Annotated in this window: 17 protein-coding genes and 1 pseudogene; 8 read left to right on the top strand and 10 right to left on the bottom strand. The window is 63.4% G+C overall.

From position 1 onward, the window contains the following. Nucleotides 1–22: 22 nt before the first annotated feature. Together AC5ZG1_RS23935 and AC5ZG1_RS23930 are read right to left on the bottom strand one after the other, a co-directional pair. The gene (locus AC5ZG1_RS23935; RefSeq protein ID WP_496134242.1) at nt 23–1,765 is read right to left on the bottom strand and encodes a putative bifunctional diguanylate cyclase/phosphodiesterase; all 1,743 of its coding nucleotides are present in this window, start codon (nt 1,763–1,765) and stop codon (nt 23–25) included. Nucleotides 1,766–1,986: 221 nt separating this feature from the next. Continuing rightward, nucleotides 1,987–2,949: a sensor histidine kinase gene (locus AC5ZG1_RS23930; RefSeq protein WP_496134241.1), complete on the bottom strand. Its 963-nt coding sequence runs from the start codon at nt 2,947–2,949 to the stop codon at nt 1,987–1,989. 195 nt (nt 2,950–3,144) lie between these two features. On the opposite strand from AC5ZG1_RS23930, the gene AC5ZG1_RS23925 reads away from it, so the two are divergent. After that, a complete protein-coding gene (locus tag AC5ZG1_RS23925) occupies nt 3,145–3,987 on the top strand; it encodes an SDR family NAD(P)-dependent oxidoreductase (RefSeq protein ID WP_028162451.1) in 843 nt (280 codons plus the stop codon). An 861-nt stretch (nt 3,988–4,848) separates the two neighbouring features. On the opposite strand, the gene AC5ZG1_RS23920 is transcribed toward AC5ZG1_RS23925, so the two are convergent. From AC5ZG1_RS23920 to AC5ZG1_RS23905, 4 genes and pseudogenes are all read right to left on the bottom strand, one after another. Then, entirely contained in the window at nt 4,849–5,721 is an 873-nt protein-coding gene (locus AC5ZG1_RS23920) for an NmrA family NAD(P)-binding protein (protein ID WP_496134240.1), read from the bottom strand. 181 nt (nt 5,722–5,902) lie between these two features. Then, a complete protein-coding gene (locus AC5ZG1_RS23915) occupies nt 5,903–6,592 on the bottom strand; it encodes an SDR family NAD(P)-dependent oxidoreductase (RefSeq protein ID WP_456644128.1) in 690 nt (229 codons plus the stop codon). A 110-nt stretch (nt 6,593–6,702) separates the two neighbouring features. Continuing rightward, a pseudogene (locus AC5ZG1_RS23910) lies at nt 6,703–7,628 on the bottom strand (LysR family transcriptional regulator). Nucleotides 7,629–7,837: 209 nt separating this feature from the next. Then, nucleotides 7,838–9,076 carry an LLM class flavin-dependent oxidoreductase gene (locus AC5ZG1_RS23905; protein WP_496134239.1) on the bottom strand — a complete coding sequence of 413 codons (1,239 nt, stop codon included), beginning with the start codon at nt 9,074–9,076 and terminating at the stop codon, nt 7,838–7,840. A 333-nt stretch (nt 9,077–9,409) separates the two neighbouring features. On the opposite strand from AC5ZG1_RS23905, the gene AC5ZG1_RS23900 reads away from it, so the two are divergent. After that, nucleotides 9,410–10,828 (top strand): MFS transporter, encoded by a 1,419-nt coding sequence (locus AC5ZG1_RS23900; protein ID WP_496134238.1) that lies wholly within the window; start codon nt 9,410–9,412, stop codon nt 10,826–10,828. 141 nt (nt 10,829–10,969) lie between these two features. Next, nucleotides 10,970–12,175 (top strand): extracellular catalytic domain type 1 short-chain-length polyhydroxyalkanoate depolymerase, encoded by a 1,206-nt coding sequence (locus AC5ZG1_RS23895; RefSeq protein ID WP_456644124.1) that lies wholly within the window; start codon nt 10,970–10,972, stop codon nt 12,173–12,175. Between the two features lie 159 nt (nt 12,176–12,334). Here AC5ZG1_RS23895 and AC5ZG1_RS23890 read toward each other — a convergent pair whose 3' ends face one another. After that, complete coding sequence (locus AC5ZG1_RS23890; RefSeq protein WP_130227969.1) at nt 12,335–13,003, bottom strand: MBL fold metallo-hydrolase; 669 nt, start codon at nt 13,001–13,003, stop codon at nt 12,335–12,337. Nucleotides 13,004–13,145: 142 nt separating this feature from the next. Here AC5ZG1_RS23890 and AC5ZG1_RS23885 point away from each other — a divergent pair, with 142 nt between their 5' ends. Both AC5ZG1_RS23885 and AC5ZG1_RS23880 read left to right on the top strand, forming a co-directional pair. Further along, the gene (locus tag AC5ZG1_RS23885; protein ID WP_456644123.1) at nt 13,146–13,961 is read left to right on the top strand and encodes an RMD1 family protein; all 816 of its coding nucleotides are present in this window, start codon (nt 13,146–13,148) and stop codon (nt 13,959–13,961) included. A 156-nt stretch (nt 13,962–14,117) separates the two neighbouring features. Beyond that, nucleotides 14,118–15,809: an alpha-amylase family glycosyl hydrolase gene (locus AC5ZG1_RS23880; RefSeq protein WP_496134237.1), complete on the top strand. Its 1,692-nt coding sequence runs from the start codon at nt 14,118–14,120 to the stop codon at nt 15,807–15,809. On the opposite strand, the gene AC5ZG1_RS23875 is transcribed toward AC5ZG1_RS23880, so the two are convergent. Beyond that, the gene (locus AC5ZG1_RS23875; RefSeq protein WP_456644121.1) at nt 15,797–17,491 is read right to left on the bottom strand and encodes an alpha-amylase family protein; all 1,695 of its coding nucleotides are present in this window, start codon (nt 17,489–17,491) and stop codon (nt 15,797–15,799) included. The two genes, AC5ZG1_RS23880 and AC5ZG1_RS23875, sit on opposite strands and share 13 nt — an antisense overlap. 120 nt (nt 17,492–17,611) lie before the next feature. On the opposite strand from AC5ZG1_RS23875, the gene AC5ZG1_RS23870 reads away from it, so the two are divergent. Beyond that, nucleotides 17,612–18,097 (top strand): MmcB family DNA repair protein, encoded by a 486-nt coding sequence (locus AC5ZG1_RS23870; RefSeq protein ID WP_496134236.1) that lies wholly within the window; start codon nt 17,612–17,614, stop codon nt 18,095–18,097. A 224-nt stretch (nt 18,098–18,321) separates the two neighbouring features. On the opposite strand, the gene AC5ZG1_RS23865 is transcribed toward AC5ZG1_RS23870, so the two are convergent. Continuing rightward, nucleotides 18,322–18,876 carry an ActR/PrrA/RegA family redox response regulator transcription factor gene (locus AC5ZG1_RS23865; protein WP_130227973.1) on the bottom strand — a complete coding sequence of 185 codons (555 nt, stop codon included), beginning with the start codon at nt 18,874–18,876 and terminating at the stop codon, nt 18,322–18,324. A 104-nt stretch (nt 18,877–18,980) separates the two neighbouring features. Further along, complete coding sequence (locus tag AC5ZG1_RS23860) at nt 18,981–20,303, bottom strand: ActS/PrrB/RegB family redox-sensitive histidine kinase (protein ID WP_496134235.1); 1,323 nt, start codon at nt 20,301–20,303, stop codon at nt 18,981–18,983. 263 nt (nt 20,304–20,566) lie between these two features. Here AC5ZG1_RS23860 and AC5ZG1_RS23855 point away from each other — a divergent pair, with 263 nt between their 5' ends. Both AC5ZG1_RS23855 and AC5ZG1_RS23850 read left to right on the top strand, forming a co-directional pair. Beyond that, nucleotides 20,567–21,361, top strand: coding sequence for an ABC transporter ATP-binding protein (locus AC5ZG1_RS23855; RefSeq protein ID WP_130227975.1), 795 nt, complete (start codon nt 20,567–20,569; stop codon nt 21,359–21,361). Beyond that, nucleotides 21,358–22,176, top strand: coding sequence for an ABC transporter permease (locus AC5ZG1_RS23850; protein WP_496134234.1), 819 nt, complete (start codon nt 21,358–21,360; stop codon nt 22,174–22,176). The genes AC5ZG1_RS23855 and AC5ZG1_RS23850 overlap by 4 nt, the downstream gene beginning before the upstream one ends. Nucleotides 22,177–22,216 lie beyond the last annotated feature (40 nt).

The raw sequence follows: 22,216 nt of genomic DNA, 5'->3' as shown, positions 1-22,216 counted from the left end.
ATGGTTGTAGGGACGCCAGTGCTCAGCGCCGATACCTGCTTGTCCGGGTGTAAGCCGGACGCGCCTCCTCCATCGCCCGGCTCGCCAGGTGGGCCCGCGCTTCGCTCGTCAGCGGCATCGACGGCTTGAGGTCGTCCAGGAAGATCGGTCTCGAGAAATAGTAACCCTGGGCGTAGCGGATCTTGGTCGCGGCCTGCAGGTAGGCCAGTTCCTCGTAGGATTCGATGCCTTCCGCGATCACGGTCATGCCGAGCGCCTCGCTCAAGGACTCGATCGCCCGCAGGATGCCCTGGCTGCGCGGGCGCTTATGGATGTCGGTGATGAATGAGCGGTCGATCTTGATCTCGTCGGCGGTGATGTCGGCGAGCGCCGACAGCGACGAATAGCCGATGCCGAAATCATCGATCGAGATCCCGACGCCGATCCGGCGCAGTATCGGCAGGATCTCCTCCTGGAAATGCGACTTGGTGACGAAGGCGTCTTCCGTCACCTCGATCATGAAGCGCTTCGGGTATCCCGTCTCCTCGAGCGCGCGGGCGAACGGGCGCATGAATTCGGGATTGGCGGCCTGCTTGGCCGCGACGTTGATGCTGATGGAAGCGTCGGGACCAAAGGTGTTGTTGATCAGGTCGATCGATCTTACGATCTCCGCCAGCACCAGATGGGTCAGTTCGTCGATCAGCCCGAGCTCGACGGCGAGGTTGACGAAAGTGCCGGGCGCCTGGATCACGCCCTCATTGTCGCGCAGCCGCACCAGCGCCTCGATGCCCCTGACCTCCTGCGTCCTGAGATCGACCTTGGCCTGGAAGGCGCAACAGAAGCGCTTCTCCAGGATCGCGAGCCGCAGCGACTGCTCGATCTTCATCCGCGCCATGGCCTCGACTTCCATGCTGGCGTCGAAGAAGGCCGCGGCACCCTTGCCGCCGTGCTTGACCCGATACATCGCGATGTCGGCGTTCTGGCGCAGCTCGTCGTAGCTTCGGCCATGCTCGGGATAAAGGCTCACGCCGATCGAGGTGGAGGCAAAGATCTCCGACTGGTCGATGAAGAACGGCGCCTTCAACCGCTGCAGCATGAATTCGATGTAGTCGGCGACCTCCTGCTCGGTCTGGATCGGATTGAGCAGCAGCAGGAATTCGTCGCCGGAGATGCGCGACAGGATGTCGGTCTCGCGCAAGGACAGGCTGAGCCGCCGGGTCATCTCCACCAGCAGCGCGTCGCCGATGGCGTGGCCGTAATAGTCGTTGATGTGCTTGAAATTGTCGATGTCGAGGAAGGCGAGCGCGAAATGGCCGTCTGCATCGTCACGGCGCAACAGGCTGTTGACGCGGTGCTCGATCACCCGGCGCGTCGGCAGGCCGGTCAGTTCGTCATAATAGGCGGAGCGGAATAGCTGATCCTCGAACGCCTTCTGGTCGGTGATGTCTGCGGAGGTCGACAGCAGGAGACTGCGGTCGGCGATCCGCACCGGCCGGTGCGCGGTGAGGAACACCTGCCTGGTCGCGCCGGAAGCAACCGCTTCCTCCAGCACGGCGGAGCGGCCGTTCCGTAGCAATTCGAGACAGGTCTCGCGGCGCTCGTCGAGTTGCGAGGCCATTGCATCGCTTGCCAATTGGAAGCGCGCCGCGGCGGCATCGTTAACGACCAGGAAGTCGCCGTGCTCGTCCTGGACCGTGACGCCCGCAGGCAACAACCTGACGACATCGCGCAGAATCCGCAATTCGGAATGGAGTTCGCTCTCATTCGTGGCCGCCGCCGTGGCCATCTGAAAGTCGTGCTTTGTGGGACTGTGCATGCGCGCGAACTTGGCAAAGTCCCTTGTAGTTTTGGTTAAGTGGAACTGAGAAAAACCGCGACATCTGTGTCGATAGGAGATTTCAACAGGCGCTGCCTCAATCGTCATTAACAGAGCGTCAACCCGATCATCGAGTGCTTGCGGCTGTGTTTCGTTTCACCTTCGCTTCGGCGCGGCGCGAAAAAGCGGGCTCACGCCGCGGGAATTCGGCACTGCATGGTGCAGTGAATACCGGTCTTGAGATAGCTGACGTCGGTCTTGCCGTCGAATGGCCTCAGCGCCGATTTCAAAAGCCTGGTGCCGAAACCCGGCTCGCCGATCTTCTCCACGGCCGGGCCCTCGGTCTCGTCCCAGGTGATGGTGAGGCGATCGTCGGATACCGACCATGATACCTGCAGGAAGCCGCGCGCGGAGGAAAACGCGCCATACTTGCCGGCGTTGGTGGCGAGTTCATGAAAGATCAAGGCCAGGCTCACCGCCAGCTTCGCCGGCAGGAACAGGCGATCGCCGTTCAGGCTGAACCGGACGTGGCCGTAGGGACCAAGCTCGGAGATCAGGAGGTCCTGGATATCGCATCCGTTGCCGTCAACCTTCGCGATCAAATCGTCGGTCGCCGACAGCGCGCGGATGCGATGATCGATGCGGCTCCAGATCTGCGGCTGGTCCTGCAGCGCCTGGTGCAGCACGGCGTGAATGGTGGAGGACTTGTTCTTCAGCCGGTGCTGCAATTCGTCGAACACGAGCTTGCGGTAGTCCTGCTCGCCGATCAGGCGTTTGGCGATCCGCTGCTGCTCGGCGACGATCGAGCGGTAGTGCTCGACGCCCCAGATCGTCAGGCCGCAGACCACCCAGAACATCAAAAGCAACGCGATCCGCGTCGGATCGGTGACCGTGCTGCCGAAATTGAGGGCGAGGCCGAGCAGGCCGCCTGCAAGCGCGGTCAGGATTCCGATGCGCAAGCCGCCGAACGCGCCGGCGAAGAACACCGCCGGAAAATACGGCGTGAAGAATACGTCGGGGCGGAGCTGGGACAGGCCCCAGCGGACCGCCGTCGCGAGCGCCAGGCAGGTGATCGCAAAGCCGATGCCGAGCGCGAGCGACGGCGGGGCGTCCCCGCGCCAGCCGCACCTGAACTCGTCGATCAATCTCTTCATGGCTTTGTCACTTCAGGTGATCAGCGAATCCAAAATAAGGCCGAACCGACGGGTAAGCTGCGATTTGTGGCCGGCAGAGGGCCGCAGGCCACAGCCGGCGGCGTTGTGCACCGAACAGTCCGCTTGCCTTGTTCCGCCTGTGGCAGGAATATCCCAGTTCATGGAATTCGATCGACAACTTAAGAGGGTAATGACATGGGACGGTTGGACGGCAAGGTCGCGGTGATCACGGGCGCCACGAGCGGCATCGGCCTGCGCACGGCGGAGGTTTTCGTTGCCGAGGGTGCGAAGGTCGTCATCGCCGGGCGGCGCGTCGCCGAAGGCGAAGCCTTGGCCAAGGCGCTTGGCGCCAACTGCATCTTCCGCCAGACCGACGTCACCGTGGAAGAGCAGATGAAGGCGCTGATCGCGCTGACGCTGGAAAAATTCGGTAAGGTCGACTGCCTCTTCAACAATGCCGGCGGCCCGGCGCAGACCGGCGGCATCGAGGGATTGGAGGTCGACCGTTTCGATGCCGCTATGGCGACGCTGGTGCGCAGCGTCATGCTCGGCATGAAGCATGTCGCGCCGCACATGAAGAAGCAGGGCTCCGGCAGCATCATCAACAATGGCAGCATCGCCGGACGGCTTGCCGGCTTTTCGTCCTCGGTGGTCTATGGCGCGGCAAAGGCCGCGGTGATCCATCTGACCAAATGCGTCGCGATGGAGCTCGGCGAGTCCGGCATCCGCGTCAACTCGATCTCGCCCGGCGCGATCGCGACCGGCATCTTCGGCAAGGCGTTGGGATTGTCGACTGACGCCGCGGAGAAGACGCCGGCCGTGATGCGCGAGGTCTACAAGACCGCGCAGCCGATCCCGCGCGCCGGCCTGCCCGACGACATCGCGCACGCCGCCGTATTCCTCGCCAGCGACGAATCCTCCTTCATCAACGGCCACGACCTCGTCATCGACGGCGCCATCACCGGTGGCCGCAACTGGACCCAGCAGCAGCAGGGCTACGTTGCCCTCCGCAAGGCGTTTGATCAGGGCGGGGGATAGATCTAGCGCCGGTGTCGTCCCCGCGAAGGCGGAGACCCATCACCACAGGATGTTGTTGTGGCGCGAGTAAGTGGTTGCAGAGGTGTAGGGTGGGCAAAGGCGCACTTGCGCCGTGCCCACCATCCAGCGCCGTGCTCGGGATGGTGGGCACGCTTCCGCCTTCGCTCTACGAGCTACGGCGCACAAGTCGCTTTGCCCACCCTACGGCGTCGTCGTGACTTATGATTCAAATTTCAAGCAGCGTGAGGATGTGAGGTCGCGTTCTCGCGGCGCGATGCGCCCGAGCTTTGCATCTCGTTCCACCCTCCTCAATCATCCGAGGGCGCAGGGAAAGCCGGGTGCTGGTTGCACCCATGGGTCCCGTGCAGCAAAAAGCACGGGGGTAGGACCACAGGTTCAACCGAAGCATTCCGGCTTTCCCTGCGCGATGGTGTTACGGCTTACTTCGTACTCTCCCCGGTGACCGGGCTTTCTTGCCACCGTCATCTCAAGCGCGAACTTGTTCGCGCGAAAAACTTAGCGCCAGCGTCGGGGCGCCAGGACCACACGACTTCGCCGTCCGCTGATGTTGCGTTCGTCTTTCGCAACAGCCGCGTCCACCGCATCTCACCGCAACGTTCGTGACGATCGCGACCCGCCCCTCATTCGCGTGAGACGCGCGGAGTCATAGTGCTGATTTGCCCGACGGGTTAAGCGATTTATTTTTCGCGAGAGGGATGGACAGACTTTTGCTGATTTGCCCGACGGGTTGTTATGTCGCACCGAAGGCAACCACACCGTCATTGCGAGCACCGCGAAGCAATCCATAGCGCCGCAAGCGGAGGCGTGGATTGCTTCGCTTCGCTCGCAATGACGGGTGGCTCACGCTGCGGTATTGCCGTCGACCATAGCGGCGATCACGGCGTCGATCGACACCGCGCCTTTGCGGGCATTGGCGCCTTTGTCCGCAAAGTCGATCCAGCCCTCGTTGAAGCCGTCGATCATCTGCATTCTCGGCAGCGGATTGCGCATGCCCTGCTCGCGAAAGATCGTTTCCCATTGGTCGCGCGGCACTGCCTCGGCCCGAACCGGCTTGCCGAGCGCCTTTGAGAACGCCGCTGCGATGGCCGCGGGGCTGACGCGCTCGGCGGCCTCGAGTTCGACGATGCGGGTGTCGCTCCACTGCTGCTGCAACAGATCGGCGATGGTGTTGCCGATGTCAGCGGTGGCGATCATCGGCACCGCGCGATCGAGCGGTTGCAGATAGCTTGTGATGACGCCGCGATCCCGGGCTGAGGCGAGATCGAATGCCGCGTTCTCCATGAACCAGGCGGCGCGAAGGAAAGCCACCGGCATGGCGATCGTCGAGAGCGCGCGCTCGAGCAGGCCGAGTTGGCTGAGCAGGTTCGGCCGCTCGGCATCGGCGCCGATCGTCGAGAGCGCCACCACGCGTTTCGGCGCGCCGCGTGTCAGCGCCGCGCGCAACGTAGCGATCATCGCTTTAGCTTCGCGCCAATCAGGCGAAGGATCGAACAGCGGCGGCAGCATCACAAACGCGGCTTCCGCGCCCTCGAAGGCGCGGCCCAGCGCATCGGCATCGCCGAGATCGGCTATCGCGATCTCGCATCCCTGTGCGGCCCAGCTCTCGCCCTTGGCGCGATCCCGCACGATGACGCGCGGCCGCTTGCCCTCCGCGAGCAGCGGGCGGGCTGTGGCGCCGCCGACTTTTCCCGTGACTCCCATGAGCGCGTACATGTCTCTCTCCTTTGGCCTGATATGATCGCCGCCGATTGTGCGACCCGTAGCCCGGGTGAAGCGAAGCGCAACCTGGGATGGTTGTTATGCGGCGGCACGGTTACCCGGGTAACGCGGAGCCTGTCATCGGGCGCGCGTTCGCGCGACCCGTTGGCTTTACCCGGCTACGGGTAGAAATCGGCTACCAGGGTAGGCTGTCGCCGTGCCGGCTCATGAACTTCAGGCCGGGTTTGCCGGCGCGGGCCTCAACTGCGGTCACGACAGCCGGGATGCTCTCCTCGATCGAGAGTATTGCTTCGCTGCCACCCATTTCGGTCCGCACCCATCCCGGCGCGATCAAGAGCATCGCTCGCGGGTCACCGGGATGCCGCTGGCTGAAGCATTTCATCAGCATGTTGAGCGCGGCCTTGCTTGCGCTGTAGAGCTCCCAGAAACCACGATTGGCGGCGATGCTGCCGAGCTCGGATGACATCACCGCAATGATGCCACGCGGCGGCACCTGGTCCTCGAAGGTTTCGACCACGCGCATCGGCGACAGTGCGTTGGTCACCATCATCGCGACGAAGTCGTTGACATCAGCATCGATCGGCGTGTTCTCGCGCGCGAGGCAAATGCCGGCATTGACCAGCAAGGTGTCGATGATGCGATTCCCGAGGCGCTGCTTCAGCGCCTTGACGGAGGCCGGCTCGGTGGTGTCGACAGTCTCGATCTCGAGGCTTACAGGAAAGCGCGCGGCAAGATCATCCAGCGCTTTCGACGGGGTACGCACGGTGGCGGTCACCTGGTAGTCGCGGCCGCAATATTCCTCGGCGAGCGCAAGACCAAGCCCGCGCGAGGCGCCGATGATGAGAGCGGTTTTCCTGGTTGCCATTGAGAGCGATCCTTTCCGAGATCGTTTGATCTGCTGGATGGACTCTCTCACTCAGGTACTGATGATCCCAGTGCGGATATGTCATGTGACTGGTGATCGATGGTCATCAATTACTTCGCATGCGAACGGGCTGCGCCCTGTGCCGCCTTGAGCGCGAAGTCGATGAAGGCGCGGACTTTCGCCGGCGGGTGGTGTCGCGAGGGATGCAGCGCGTAGAGCGGGAAGGTCTCGCCCGGCCAGTCCGGAAACAATTCGATCAGCCGGCCCGAGTCCAAGAGCGGCTGCACGCCGATGGCCAGCAGTTGTGCGATCCCTGTGCCGGCGATGCATTCGTTGATCATGGTGCCGACGTCGGTCAGCACCAACGCACTCGAGGTCTTCACCGGCAGAACTTTCTTGCCCGCATGAAATTCCCATTCGAAGAGCTGTCCGGACAGCGGGTCGATGAACTGGATGCAGGGATGATGCTGCAGTTCGCCAGGATGCTTGGGACGGCCGTGCTTCCTGAGGTAGCCGGGCGAGGCGACGGTCAGCACGCGGGTCTCCAGCAATTTGCGCGCGATCAGCGGGCCGGCGGGAGGTTCGCCGAAGCGCATCGCAACGTCGATGCCATCGGCGACGAGATCGCCGACATGTTCGCGCGTGATCAATTCCAGCGTCAGCTCCGGATGCTGGCGCAGGAAGCCGCCGATATGGCCAGAGAGGATCATGCGCGAGAAATAGGGATCGATGTCGACGCGCAGCCGGCCGCGGACCACGCCTGATGATCCCGACGCGGTGCTCGCGGCGTCCTCGATCCCGGCCAGCAGCGGCGCCACTTGTTCATAGAAGCGGCGGCCTTCGTCGGTCAGCGCCACCGAGCGCGTGGTGCGGTCGAACAGCCGCACGCCGACGCGCGCTTCGAGTCGCGCAACCGCCCGGCTGACGCCGGAGGCGGTGATGCCGAGCGTGTATCGGCGGCGCGGGCAAAGCTTTTGGTCTGCACCACCGCCGCCAGCACGCTGATTCCCGCCAACAGGCGGCCGTCGAAGGGCATTGCTTCACCATGACTGTGTGTCAGTAATGATGGAGCGGGAGTGTCGTTGGATCAATAGCGCAGGCGGTTGCGCTCCCTCTCCCGCTTGCGGGAGAGGGTCGGGGTGAGGGTGTCTCCGCGATTGACATTCTTTGAGTGGAGAAAGCCCTCGCCCGCTCAGCCTTTGGCGCAGCGACCTCTCCCGCGAGCGGGAGAGGTGGACCGAACCCTCACGCCTTGCGTTTCGCGGCTTCCTGCAGATCAGGGGCGTTGACGGCGGGGATCGCGACGCGGCCGGGGCCGGTCTTGGACAAGGCCGCGGCAGCTTTGTCGTTCTCCATGATCTTGGCCATCACGGCCTGGCCGGCGCGTTCGAAGATCGCGCGGTTCTCGATCACGAATTTCTGCGACTTGCGCAAGGGCTCGATAAAGCCGTTGATCTCGGGGATCACATAGCGCGCCACCATGTCCCAGCTTCGCCTTGTGTTTTCCGGATTTGCCCAGTCATGGGCGAAGCCGACGATGGTGCCGACGCCGCCGGAGACCTGCACCAGGTTCTTGATCATCTTCACGAGATCGTCAGGCGTGCCGATGGTGGAGGCCGCACCCTCGACGAAAGCAGTCTTGTCGACGGCCTCGTCCGGTGAGGAGAATGCGGTCAGCCCGGGCCGCATCAAAGTGCCGACATTATATTCGTTGTGCCAGCGCATCAGCCCGGCGCCGGCCTCGCGCCGCGCCTGCTCGCGGGTCTCGGCGATGTGCCAGGACAGCAGCACCCGCCAGTTCGACCGGCTCACGGTGGTGCCGGCCTTCTTGGCGGCGTCCTCGGCGAATTGCCATTGCTGCGGCAGCGCCATCAGGCCCTGGGTCGACATCGAGCCGAGCGAGATGATGCCGATGCCGTATTTGCCGGCGAGCGTCATGCCGGAGGGTGAGATCTGCGAGGCCACCACGAACGGCATGTCTTCCTGCAGGGGCAGGATCTGCAGCGCGGCATCGTTCATCACGAACCAGTCGCTCTTTGCGGTGACGCGCTCGCCGTTGAACAGGCGGCGGATGATTGCGATCGCCTCGTCCTGGCGGTCGCGCTGAGTCATCGGGTCGATGCCGAGCGTGTGCGCGTCGGAAGCGAGCGCGCCCGGGCCGGAGCCGAAAATGGCGCGGCCGCCGGTCATGTGGTCGAGCTGCACCATGCGCTGGGCGACGTTGAAGGGATGGTGATAGGGCAGCGAGATCACGCCGGTGCCGAGCTTGATCCGCTTGGTGCGCTCGCCGGCGGCGGCCAGAAACATCTCCGGCGAAGCGATCATCTCCCAGCCCGAGGAGTGATGCTCGCCGCACCAGAACTCGTCATAGCCGAGCTCGTCGAGCTGCCGGACGAAATCGAGGTCGCGGCGGAATTGCAGCAGCGGATGTTCGCCGATCGGGTGATGCGGGGCGAGAAAGGCTCCGAATTTCAGGCGTGTCATTGGGTGTTCTCTCCAGGATTATTGTTGTCGTTGGTTGCGCCAACCCTACGGGCAGGGCAGGTCCGACGCAATGCTCCGAGCCCGCGCGCCATGCATGGTTGTTGAGCAGGCGGCGCGGTATGCCGCCGCTCGGAATTTTGGGCACGCGATCGTAGGATGGGCAAAGGAGCGCAGCGACGTGCCCACCATCAAGCATTCCGCCCGCAATGGTGGGCACGCTTCGCTTTGCCCACCCCACGATTCCTGGTGCGAAGCTTACCTCGGAGGTAATCGCCGGAATGTGCCGAATCTGTAGCTTGCACGCACAACAGATTTTGAACGGAACGCCCTGCCATGCACCAGATCGTCACCTATGTCAGTGAGCCTATGTCAGTGGATTCCTCGCGGCGCTGGTGGGTGTTGGCGACCGTGGTCGCGGCGCAATTCATGTTCGGCGTCGATGCCTTCATCGTCAATGTCGCGATCCCGACCATCGCGGCGGAGCTGCATGCGAGCGCGGCCGAGATCGAAGCCGTGATTGCGATCTACCTGATCGCCTATGCGACGCTGGTGGTCACCGGCGGCCGGCTCGGCGACATCTACGGCACCAGGAACGTGTTCGTCGCCGGCGTTGCGGGTTTCAGCTTGGCGTCACTGTGGTGCGGCCTTGCGCAATCCGGACCTGAGCTGATCGTCGCGCGGCTGGCGCAGGGCGCGACCGCGGCGCTGATGGTGCCGCAGGTGCTGGCGACGCTGCATCTGCTGTTTGCGGATTCCGCGCGCGCCCGTGCCTTCGGCATCTACGGCATCGTGCTGGGCCTCTCCGGCGCCGCCGGCTTCCTGCTCGGCGGCGTGCTGGTGACGCTCGATCTCGCCGGGCTTGGCTGGCGCGCGGTGTTCTTCGTCAACGTGCCCTTCGGCATCGTCATCATTGCCGCGGCCCTCAGGATCATGCCGACGGTGCCGCATCGCGCCGGCACGAGGCTCGACATTCCCGGAGCGGTGGTGCTGTTTGCGGGATTGCTGTGCCTGATCGGACCGCTGTTGTTCGGGCATGACCTGCACTGGTCGCCCTGGGTGTGGCTGGTGATGGCGGGCGGCGCTGTGATCATCGCCGCATTCGTCCGGCTCGAACGCGTGATCGCGCGCGGCGGCGGCATGCCGCTGATCGATCTGGCGCTGCTGACTGACGCAGCCTTCATGCGCGGACTGGTTGCCGTGTTCTTTTTCTTCTTCGCCAATCTCTCATTCTATCTGATCATGACCATGTTCATGCAGAACGCGCTGCATATTCCGCCGCTTCAGGCCGGATTGGTCTTCATGCCGGCCGCGCTCACCTTCGTGGTCGCCTCGCGCCATAGCGGCGCACGGGCCAGGCATCGCGGCACGCTGGTGCTGATCGAGGGCTGCGCGCTGCAGATTGTGGGCCTTGCCGCGATTGCCGTGACAGCGGCGCTGGTTGAGGCGCCTTCCGCACCGTCGATTGCGCTGGTGCTGATGATCTTCGGCTACGGGCAAGGATTGGTGATGGCGCCGCTCTCGAGTGCGGTGCTCTCGACGGTGAAACCCGCGAGCGCGGGCGCGGGTTCCGGCATCTACGGCACCACGGCGCAGATCGGAAATGCGGCCGGCGTGGCCGCAATTGGCGCCGTGTTCTTTGCGATCGAAGTAGCAGGCTCAGCGGAGCTGGCGCTGCATGCGGCATGCGCCTTGTTTGGGCTGTCGATCATCATTTGCGCCGCATTCCTGTCATGGATGCGGCGCGCACCATGATCACAAATTAATCTTGCGATCACGAATTTACCGGCCGCCTCACGATTTCGCGGGAAATGACAGTATACGGACTTTTTATTTTGCGCTGCAGCAACTATGTGATTTGGCCGAGGCTGGACGAAATCACCTCAGGAGTTGCTGTTGTCACTTGCCAAGAACATCGAGTTCCTAAGCCATCTGCCCCGGCTGAGCGGATTCAATGGGCTTGCCGCCGTCTACGGGCGAAGCCTTGCACCTGCGGTCGACAGTCCGCTGGTCGAGACCGCCGATTTCGGATCGAATCCCGGCGCGCTGAAGATGTATTCGTTCGTGCCGGAAGAGCTGCCGCGCGGTGCCGCGCTGGTGGTCGTGCTGCACGGCTGCGGCCAGACCGCGGCCGGTTACGATCTCGGCGCGGGCTGGTCGACGCTTGCGCGTCACTATGGCTTTGCGCTGCTGCTTCCGGAGCAACAGGTCGCGAACAACGCCAACACCTGCTTCAACTGGTTCAATCCGGCGGACATCAAGCGCGGCAAGGGCGAGGCTGGCTCGATCCGTCAGATGATCGCGCGCATGGTGGTCGACCACAAGCTCGATCCGCGTCGCATCTACATCACCGGACTCTCCGCCGGCGGCGCCATGACATCGGTGATGCTCGCGGCCTATCCGGATGTGTTCGCCGCCGGCGCGATCGTTGCCGGCCTGCCGTTCGGCATCGCCACCAACCTGCGCCAAGCCCTCAATGGCATGATGCAGGCGTCGTCGCGCACCGCCACTGAATTGGGCGATCTGGTGCGCGGCGCGTGGAAGCACCACGGTCCGTGGCCGAAGGTTTCCGTCTGGCACGGCAGTGCCGATCGCACCGTCAATCCCGGCAATGCGGACGCGATCGTCCGGCAATGGCTCGACGTGCACGGCCTGCCCGAGACGCCGATGGCGACGACGATGGTCGACGGTTATCCGCGCGATGTGTGGTGGGATTCGAACGGCGAGACGGTCGTCGAATCCTACACCATCACCGGTATGGCTCACGGCACGCCGCTTGGCCCCGCTGCCAATGACGAACGCTATGGCGAGGCCGGCGCCTTCCTGATCGAGGCCGGGATTTCGTCGTCCTACCACATCGCGAATTTCTTCGGCTTGACCGAACAGGCTCGCCGACCCGCGCCGGCTCCGAAAGAAGCCGACAAGCCGGCGGTCAAGCCTGTGGCGCTGCCGGTCGCAAAGGAAACGGCAAAGCAGCCGATGCCCTTGCCGCGCGCCGCTCCCTCGCGTCAGGCTGTGCCGTCACGCAACCTCCGCGGCCGCGCCCGCGAGATCAGCGATGTGATCACCCGGGCACTGACAGCCGCTGGTTTGATGAAGTAATTCTGGCGCCGCGGTTACTAAAGCGCGATGAGATGAGGATGAATCATCATCGCGCTTTAGCTTATTGTTTGAGCATGATCTCCGCGCAAACGCTTCGCGTTTGTCGCGAGGGAAAACCGCTTCACACTTTTCCGGATCATGCTCTAGCCGCGGCGTCGCTCACAGCTCGCCGGTGATGAACGGGTTCGTCATCCGTTCCTGGCCGATGCTGGAGCCGGCGCCGTGGCCGCAGATGAAGCCGACATCGTCACCGAGCGGCAGCAGCTTCTCCTTGATCGACCTGATCAGCGTCTCGTGGCTGCCGCCGGGCAGGTCGGTGCGGCCGACCGAGCCGTTGAACAGGACGTCGCCGACATGGGCGAAGCGCAATTCGCGGTTGAAGAACACGACGCTGCCCGGCGAATGGCCGGGGCAATGCAGGATCTCGAAGGTGAGTTCGCCGATCGTGACCTGCTCTCCCTCCTCGAGCCAGCGGTCCGGCGCGAAGTCGCGCACGCCGCTCATGCCGAAACGCGCGCCGCTCGCAACGACATTGTCGAGCAGATATTTGTCCGCGATATGCGGGCCCTCGATCGGCACCTTCAGCGCATCGCGCAGTTCGGCGGCGCCGCCGACATGGTCGATATGGCCATGGGTGATCCAGATCTTCTCGACGCTGACGCCGGTCTGTTTGATCGCCTCCTGGATCTTCGGGACGTCGCCGCCAGGATCGATCACGACCGCCTTCTTGCTCGGCTCGTGCCAGAGGATGGTGCAGTTCTGCTCGAACAGCGTCACCGGCACGATGATGGCGCCGGCCTTCGGTTTTGTTTCGGTTTTGTCATCCATGGCGGCACCTTATTCTTCCCTTGGACCCCGTCAACAAGGGTCCGGAACATCCTGCGCCCATTGGCCGGTCTGTGATAGGATTGCACAGTTCTTGAACATGTAGTGTGAAAGAGGAATGGCATCCACCGTGACGGAACATCCCGTGAGCCAGGTTTCGCGGTCGCCGCTCGGAGGCGCGCGCACCACGGCCCGCGCCTTCTTTGTGGCCGAGCGCCTGAACACGTCGGGGCTCGAGCGCAGCGATGTACTGGCGACGACGCCATTGGCGTTCCGCGTCAATGACAACGGCGTCGCGATCCTGTTCCGTTACGGTGTCGTGGTCCTGATCGGCCTGAATGCGCTGGAGGAGGAGGAGTTCCTGCGCGGGCTGCAGTCGCGCCTGGTCGCGCCGTTTGCGCGGCGCGAGGAGGAGAGCGCCACCATCGAGCTCGCCTCCGAGAAGGACGATCAAATTCCGCCGGGCGGTCCGATCTGTCTGCAGAGCCTGTCGCCGGAGCGGCTGATCCTGGTCGGTGAGGCGCTGGCGAAGAGCGTCGTGCTGGCGCGCCATGAGCGCGAGGTCGCCGCGGTATTCGACACGACCGAGCCGTTCGCGCGCGAGCTCGCCAAGAGCGGGCAGATCCATCGCAGCCGCAGCGCGATCCTGAAGCACATCGGCAATGCCTTGTCGGTCCGTCATCGCGTCTCGGGGCCGGTCGAAGTGTCCGAGAAGCCCGATATCCTCTGGGACAAGCCGCAGCTCGAGCGGCTCTATGCCCGGCTCGAGGACGAATACGAACTGAAGGAGCGCACCGAATCGCTCAACCGCAAGCTCGCGGTCATCGCCGAGACCGCGCAGGTCCTGACCGACATCATCGATACCCGCCGCTCGCTGCGGCTCGAGCTGATCATCGTCTTGCTGATCCTGTTCGAGGTGTTGATCACCATCTACCAGCTCGCGACCGGCCGCCACGTGTGATGTTCCTCTCCCCGCAAGCGGGGCGAGGTGAAGCGGAGCTCGCGGCTCGCTTCGATACGAATCATTGATACGTTATGCATCGAAATTTTCACGCAAACGCGCCACGCGTTAGCGCCTTGCCACGTTCAAGCCTGAATTGAAGGGTGACGTGACGATATGAGTGATTTGGGCGATATTGAAAAAGATTGGTGGCGGCGCGGCGTCTTCTATCAGGTGTATCCGCGCTCGTTTCAGGATTCCAACGGCGACGGCGTCGGCGATCTCAAGGGAATTTTGCGGCGATTGCCGTACTTGAGAGAACTTGGCGTCGATGCGTTCTGGCTGTCGCCGATCTATCCGTCGCCGATGGTCGATTTCGGCTACGACATTTCCGACTACACCGGCATCGATCCGCAGTTCGGCGCGATGGAGGATTTCGACGCGCTGGTCGCCGCAGCCCACGACGCGGGGCTGAAGTTGATCCTCGATCTGGTGCCGAACCATACCTCGGACCAGCATCCCTGGTTCATCGAATCGCGAAGCTCGCGCGATAACCCCAAGCGCAACTGGTACATCTGGCGCGATCCGAAGCCGGGCGGCGGACCGCCGAACAATTGGCTGTCGGAATTCGGCGGCAGCGCCTGGGAATATGACAGCGAGAGCGGGCAATATTACTACCACGCCTTCCTGGCCCAGCAGCCGGACCTGAACTGGCGCAATCCGGAGGTCCGGGCGGCGATCTATGACGTGATGCGGTTCTGGCTCGGCAAGGGCGTCGACGGCTTTCGCGTCGATGTCATCTGGCATCTGATCAAGGACGCCAAGTTTCGCGACAACCCGCCCAATCCGCATTATCACGAGGGCCGGCCGCCGCATGAGAAGTTTCTGACGCAATATTCCACCGACCAGGCGGAGGTGCACGAGGTGATCGCCGAGATGCGGCGCGTCACCGAGGAATTCGAGGCCCGGGTCTTGATCGGCGAGATCTATCTGCCGCTGCATCGCCTCGTCGCCTATTACGGCAACGATCTCACCGGCGCGCAGATGCCGTTCAACTTCGCGCTGCTGTCGACCTTGTGGAGCGCGCGCTCGATCGAGCGGATCATCGAGGATTATGAGAAGGCGCTGCCACAGGGCGCATGGCCGAACTGGGTGCTCGGCAATCACGACCGGCCGCGGGTCGCGAGCCGGGTCGGGCCTGAGCAGGCGCGCGTCGCCGCCATGCTGCTGCTGACGCTGCGCGGCACGCCGACGCTCTATTACGGTGACGAGATCGGCATGCGCCAGGTTCCGATCGCGCCCAATGAAGTGCGCGATCCCTTCGAAAGGAACGTGCCGGGTATCGGCGTCGGCCGCGACGGCTGCCGCACGCCGATGCAATGGGACGCCGAGCCCAATGCCGGCTTCTCGACCGCAAAGCCCTGGCTGCCGCTCGCCCATGATGCGCTGCGCGAAAACGTCGCCAGTCTCGGTGCCGACAGGACGTCGATCCTCAACCTGTACAAGGCGCTGATCGCGCTTCGTCGGCAATGGCCACAGCTCGTGACCGGCAGCTATGAACGGGTCGCCGCGCAAGGCGACATCCTGCTCTATCGCCGGCGTGGCGAGGACGGCGCGCTGATCGTGGCGCTGAACCTGGGGGCCGAGCCGGCCGCGGTCACCTCGAGCGCGATCGCTTTCGGCAGCGAAATCCTGCTGTCGACCTTCCTCGACCGCAAGGGAGAGACGATCGAAAGCGTGCTCGAGCTGCGCGGCAATGAAGGCGTCATCATCGCGCCACCGGGGCACCGAGATCGCGATGCCGCCGACCTCCACCAGCCAGAGCTGGAGCAGGGCGAATCGGCCGACATCGATGATCAGGCCGGGTGACCGCCTTTGTCGGCCTGATCGATATCGCTGCGTTTCAACAGATAATCGAGCCCGCCGACCCTGTACCAGCGGTAGCCATAGGCCTCGAGCAATAGCCGGTGCTGACCACGGCCATTGGCGCGGCTGTGGTCTTCCGTGAGAAGGTTGATCAGGAGCTTGCCGGTGTCACCGGGAAGCCCGGCCCGAAAGGCCACCTCGCACGGTCTGTCATCGAGGTTATGGACGAACAGCACCGAATTGTTGCGCCAGTCGTAGCGGATCGCGAATACGGCTGGATCATGCGTGTCGATGATGCTGAAGTCGCCCCAGCCGACCTCCGGCACTTCCTTGCGCATGCGGATGATGCGCTCGGTCCAGTTCAGCATTGAATTGGGATCGCGGCGCTGCTTGGCGACGTTGACGTGCTCATAACCGTAAGGGCCGGTATCGATGACGGGCGCCGTCGGCCTGTCGCCCTTCGTGAATCCGGCATGCGGCTCCGTCGACCATTGCATCGGCGTGCGCGCACAGCCGCGCTCGGGCAGATCGAGATTGTCACCCATCGCGATCTCGTCACCATAACGGATGACCGGCGTGCCCGGCAGCGTGCACATCAGGCTGTAGGCCAGTTCGAGCCGGCGCCGGTCGCCGCCCAGCATCGGCGCGAGGCGGCGGCGGATGCCGCGATCGTAGAGCTGCATCTCCTTGTCGGGACCGAATGCCTTGAACACGATCTTGCGCTGCGCGTCGGTCAGGCGGCCGAGATCGAGTTCGTCATGGTTGCGCAGGAACAGGCCCCACTGCGCCGTCGCCGGTCGCGGCTTTGTCGCCTCGAGCGCTTTTGCGAGCGGACGCGAGTCGGCGGAGGCGAGTGCATAGAACAGATGCTGGTTGACCTGGAAATTGAACATCATGTGCATGCGGTCGCCATCGCTGCCGAAATACTCCATGTCGGTTTTCGGCAGCACATTGGCTTCGGCCAGAATGATGGCGTCGCCCTCGCGCCATTGCAGGAATTCGCGAAAGGCGCGCAGCATGTCGTATTGCTCGACCGGCTTCTTGACGTTTGGTCCCTTGGTCGCAATCACGAAGGGCACCGCATCCATGCGGAAGCCGGAGACGCCAAGCTGAATCCAGAACCCCATGATCTTGAGGATCTCCGCCTGCACATGCGGATTCGATGTGTTGAGGTCCGGCTGAAAATCGTAGAAGCGATGGAAGTACCAGGCGCCAGATTCCTTGTCCCTGCTCCAGGTCGACTTCTGCACGCCGGGAAACACCATGCCAGTGTCGGCATTGGCCGGCTTCTTGTCGGACCAGACATACCAGTCGCGATACTGGGATTCTTTGTTCTTGCGCGCCTCGCGAAACCAGGGATGCTGGTCGGACGTGTGGTTGACGACAAGGTCGATGATGACACGGATGCCGCGCTGCTTGCAGCCGTGGGTGAATTCGACGAAGTCTCCGAGCGTGCCATAGCGCGGATCGACGCCGTAATAGTTCGATATGTCGTAGCCGCCGTCGCGGCCCGGCGAGGGCTGGAACGGCATCAGCCAGATCGCGGTGACGCCGAGCCCGTGGAGATAATCCAGCCGGCGCAACAGCCCCTTGAAATCGCCGACACCATCGCCATTGGCATCCATATAGGTGTCGACGGAAAGACAGTAGATAACGCCGTTCTTGTACCAGAGGTCGTCGATCACGGGGCTTCCCTCACAGGTCCGCCCGGGTGATTCAGCGGCCGTCTATTAAGCGGAGAGAGCAGCTTGGGTTCCCGCCATAGCCATGTTGGGTGGTCCGGCGGAATCGGCTAGGTTATTGATATGGAATCGTCCGCCCGCAACATCGCTCTTGTTCCGCCGCCGGACCGTCGCCAGTCGGAGACGGCGCTTGCGATCGCGCGCGGCACGGCGCGACTGTTGCGCTCGCTCGGGTTCTCCTGCATCAGCGAATTGCCGCTGCCGTCGGGCCGGCGTGCCGATCTCGTGGCGCTGAACGAGCGCGGCGAGATCTGGATCGTCGAGATCAAGTCGTCGGTGGAGGACTTGCGCGCCGACCAGAAATGGCAGGACTATCGCCTCCATTGCGACCGGCTGTTCTTTGCCTTCACGCAGGATCTGCCGTGCGAGATCTTTCCCACTGATACCGGCCTGATCATCGCCGACGCCTATGGCGCGCACATGCATTGCGAGGCGCCGGAGCATCGGCTGCCGGCGCCGACCCGCAAGCTGATGACGGTGCGCTTTGCGATCGGGGCGGCGCAGCGGTTCAACCGCTTGCTCGACCCGCAGGGCCATGCGGAGTTTTAGACTAGGGTGAGACCCTCATCCTGAGGAGCGCGGAACGCGCGTCTCGAAGGATGAGGCCACAGACGGGGCCTCATGGTTCGAGACGCCGCTGCGCGGCTCCTCACCATGAGGGGAAACAGGGGAGCCGTAGGGTGGGCAAAGCGAAGTGTGCCCACCTTCTCTTGCACCGATCGTGAATGGTGGGCACGCTGCGCTTTGCCCGCCCTACAAATTAACGCTACGAATTACCGCGGCGCGCGCTTGGCCAGGATGCGCTGCAGCGTCCGGCGGTGCATGTTGAGGCGGCGCGCGGTTTCCGAGACGTTGCGGTTACACATCTCGTAGATGCGCTGGATGTGCTCCCAGCGCACGCGGTCGGCCGACATCGGGTTGGACGGCGGTTCGGATTTCTCGGTGCCGCTCGCCAGCAATGCTGCGACGACATCGTCGGCATCAGCGGGCTTGGAGAGATAATCGATCGCGCCCATCTTCACCGCAGTCACGGCGGTGGCGATGTTGCCATAGCCGGTGAGCACGATCGCGCGCGCATCGGGGCGCTTGCGCTTCAACGCCGAGACGACGTCGAGGCCGTTGCCGTCGCCCAAACGGAGATCGACCACCGCAAACGCAGGCGCGGCCTTTCCGATCTGCGCCAGACCATCGGACACAGTATCGCAGGATGTCACGGTGAAGCCGCGGGTCTCCATGGCGCGCGACAGGCGCTCCAGAAACGGCTTGTCGTCCTCGACGATGAGCAATGAGCGGTCGGTTTGATCGTTCAGTTCGGCGATGGCGTTCACGGTTCTGCTATCCCTTCTCCAATCCCAAACATATGGCGTGTGACTGCGGCGATGCCAAGGCCGCCCGAAATCGGCGATTAATGCGTCAAATTGTCGAATTGTGTTCAGCCCATCATGTCGTCGGCGGCATCGTTCGTCTCGAAGACGTCGCGGGGCCACACGATCTGAACCACGGCGCCGTGATCGGGAAACACGCGGTTGGTGAAGGTGACCTTGGCGCCGGTACGCTCCAGCAGCGTCCGCGCTATGAAAACGCCAAGACCAAGTCCCGTGCGGCCGTTTTGCGCCTCATCCGCACTGCGGCGCCGCGACAAATAGGGCTCGCCGATGCGGTTCAGCATATCAGGCGCGATGCCGGGACCGTCATCGGAAATGACGATCTCGACGGTGTCTGTGTTCCACCAGGCATTCACCTCGACGGTCTGGTTGGCGAAATCCACTGCATTTTCCAGGATGTTGCCGACGCCATAGAGGATCGCGGGATTGCGGGCGCCGACCGGTTCCGTGGTGACTGCGACAGCAAGCCGCACCTTGATTGCAACGCCGAAATCGCGGTGCGGTGCAACAGCTTCCTCGATCAGCGTCGACAGTTTCATGCGGTCAAACGGCGCGCCGGTGGAGGAGAGCTGGGTGATCTTGCCCAGGATGTCGCGGCAGCGCTGCGCCTGTTCGCGCAGCGTCTTCAGGTCGGCAGCGAGCGGGCCGTCCTTCACCGTACCTTCCAGCTCGCGCGAGATCAGGAAGATGGTTGCGAGCGGCGTGCCAAGCTCGTGCGCGGCCGCGGCCGCAAGGCCGTCGAGCTGGGTCAGATGCTGCTCGCGCGCCAATACCAGCTCGGTCGCAGCCAGCGCGTCCGAGAGCTTTCGCGTGTCCTCGGTGACCTGGAACGCGTACAGGCTGGTGACGCCGATCGCGAGCAGGATCGAGAGCCAGACGCCGAACAGATAGATCGGCGGCAGCACCAGCGGATCGTCGGCGTCCCAGGGCAGCGGCAAATGAAAGAACACCAGCGCCGATGCGCAGGCGACCGCGAGACAGCCGAGCGCGATCGTCAGCCGGACCGGCAGCGCGGTGGCGGAAATCAGGACCGGCGCCAGGAACAAATATGAGAACGGATTCTGCAGGCCGCCGGTCAGGAACAATAAGCCGGCAAGCTCGACAATGTTGAGCGCGAGCAGCGCCGCGGCATAGATCGGCTCCAGCCGCTGCATCGGGTTGAACGCGATCTGCAGGGCGAGATTGAGCAGCGCCGACAGCGCGATGATGGCGATGCAGGGGATAACGGGGACGTCGAATTCCAGGCCCTGCGCGACAATGAAGATCGCGGCGAGCTGGCCGAGCGCGGCCAGCCAACGCAGCCGCAGAATTGTATCCAGGCGAACATGGCGGCGTGGTTGGCGGAAATCGGAGGCGGCAATGTCGGTCATATCCTCACTCTAGCTACACGACAGCTCGATCACAAACGCGCGTGATCTGGCTGTTGTGGCCTCCGTCATGCCCGGGCTTGCCCGTCTTCGCTATCGCTTCGCCGGACTGACACTAGAGCGCCCGGCGAAGCCTCGGCGTAGCCGGGTCCCGGCCATCCACGTTCTTGCCGCCGAGGGAGAGTAAGACGTGGATGCCCGGGACAAGCCCGGGCATGACGAGCTCCTTGCGCTCGGGGACGTGATGCCTCAATGAAACGGGTTGAATGAACATCGAACAGACAATTTCGCGTAAGCCGCCAGCTTCCGATCCCGTAGCTTCGGCCGCGATCGATGTCGCGCATCTGGTGAAGGTCTACAAGGCCACCCGCGCGGTCGACGATGTCTCGTTCCGGATCGCGCGCGGCAGCATCACCGGGCTGCTCGGCGGCAATGGCGCCGGCAAGACCACGACGATCGCCATGATCATGGGCCTGGTGCTGCCGACCTCCGGCCGCATCCATGTGCTGGGCTTTCCGATGCCCGAGCAGAGCGCCGAGGTGCTCGGGCGGATGAATTTCGAGAGCCCCTATGTCGACATGCCGATGCGGCTCACCGTGCGCCAGAATCTCACGATCTTCGGCCGGCTCTATGCCGTGCGGAATCTCACAGAGCGGATCGATCGGCTCGCCTCCGATCTCGATCTGCGCGACTTCATCGACCGCGCCAACGGCAAGCTGTCCGCCGGCCAGAAGACGCGCGTGGCGCTCGCCAAGGCACTGATCAACGAACCTGACCTGTTGCTCCTGGACGAGCCGACCGCCTCGCTCGATCCCGATACCGCCGATTGGGTGCGGCAGCACCTGGAGAACTACCGCAAGAGCCATAACGCGACGATCCTGCTCGCCTCGCACAACATGCTGGAGGTGGAGCGGCTGTGCGACCGCGTCATCATCATGAAGCGCGGCAAGATCGAGGATGACGACAGTCCCGATCGGATCATGGCCCGCTACAACCGCGACACACTGGAAGAGGTGTTCCTGGACGTCGCCCGCGGCCGTACCCGGGAGAGCGCGACATGAGCGAGATTGCTGTCCATCGCGGGCTGTCGCTCAACCGCATCAACGCGATGGTGCTGCGCTATTGGTACCTGTTGCTGTCGTCCTGGCCGCGACTATTGGAATTGGTCTATTGGCCGGCGCTGCAGATCATCACCTGGGGTTTCCTGCAGAACTACATTTCGCAGACCTCGGGCTTCTTTGCGCAGGCCGGCGGCACCCTGATCGGCGCGGTCATCCTGTGGGACATCCTGTTCCGCGGCCAGCTCGGATTTTCGATCTCGTTCCTTGAGGAGATGTGGGCGCGCAACCTCGGCAATCTCATGATGAGTCCGCTGAAGCCGATCGAGTTCCTGATCTCGCTGATGATCATGAGCCTGATCCGCCTCGCCATCGGCGTCATTCCGATGACGCTGCTGGCGCTGTTCTTCTTCGGGTTCAACTTCTACGCCATTGGCCTGCCGCTGATCGCCTTCTTCTGCAACCTGATCTTCACGAGCTGGTCGGTCGGCATTTTCGCCTCCGGCCTCGTGCTGCGGAACGGGCTCGGCGCGGAGAGCATCGTCTGGACGCTGATGTTCGCGCTGATGCCGCTTGCCTGCATCTATTATCCCGTCAGCGTCTTGCCGCCCTGGCTGCAGGTCGTCGCCTGGATGCTGCCTCCGACCTATGTGTTCGAGGGCATGCGGGCGCTCTTGATCGACCACGTCTTCCGCACCGAGCTGATGGCCGACGCCCTCGTCATCAACGCGGTGCTGCTTGTCGCGTCATTTTCGATCTTTCTTGCCCTTTTGCGCAGCGCCAAACGCAACGGCTCGCTGCTCAGCAGCGGCGAATAACTTTCACTTTCCCGTGGATTCCCGGTTATTTACGGCTTTT

The sequence above is a fragment of the Bradyrhizobium sp. Leo78 genome (assembly GCF_059512425.1).
This window is presented reverse-complemented; position numbering and strand designations above follow the sequence as displayed.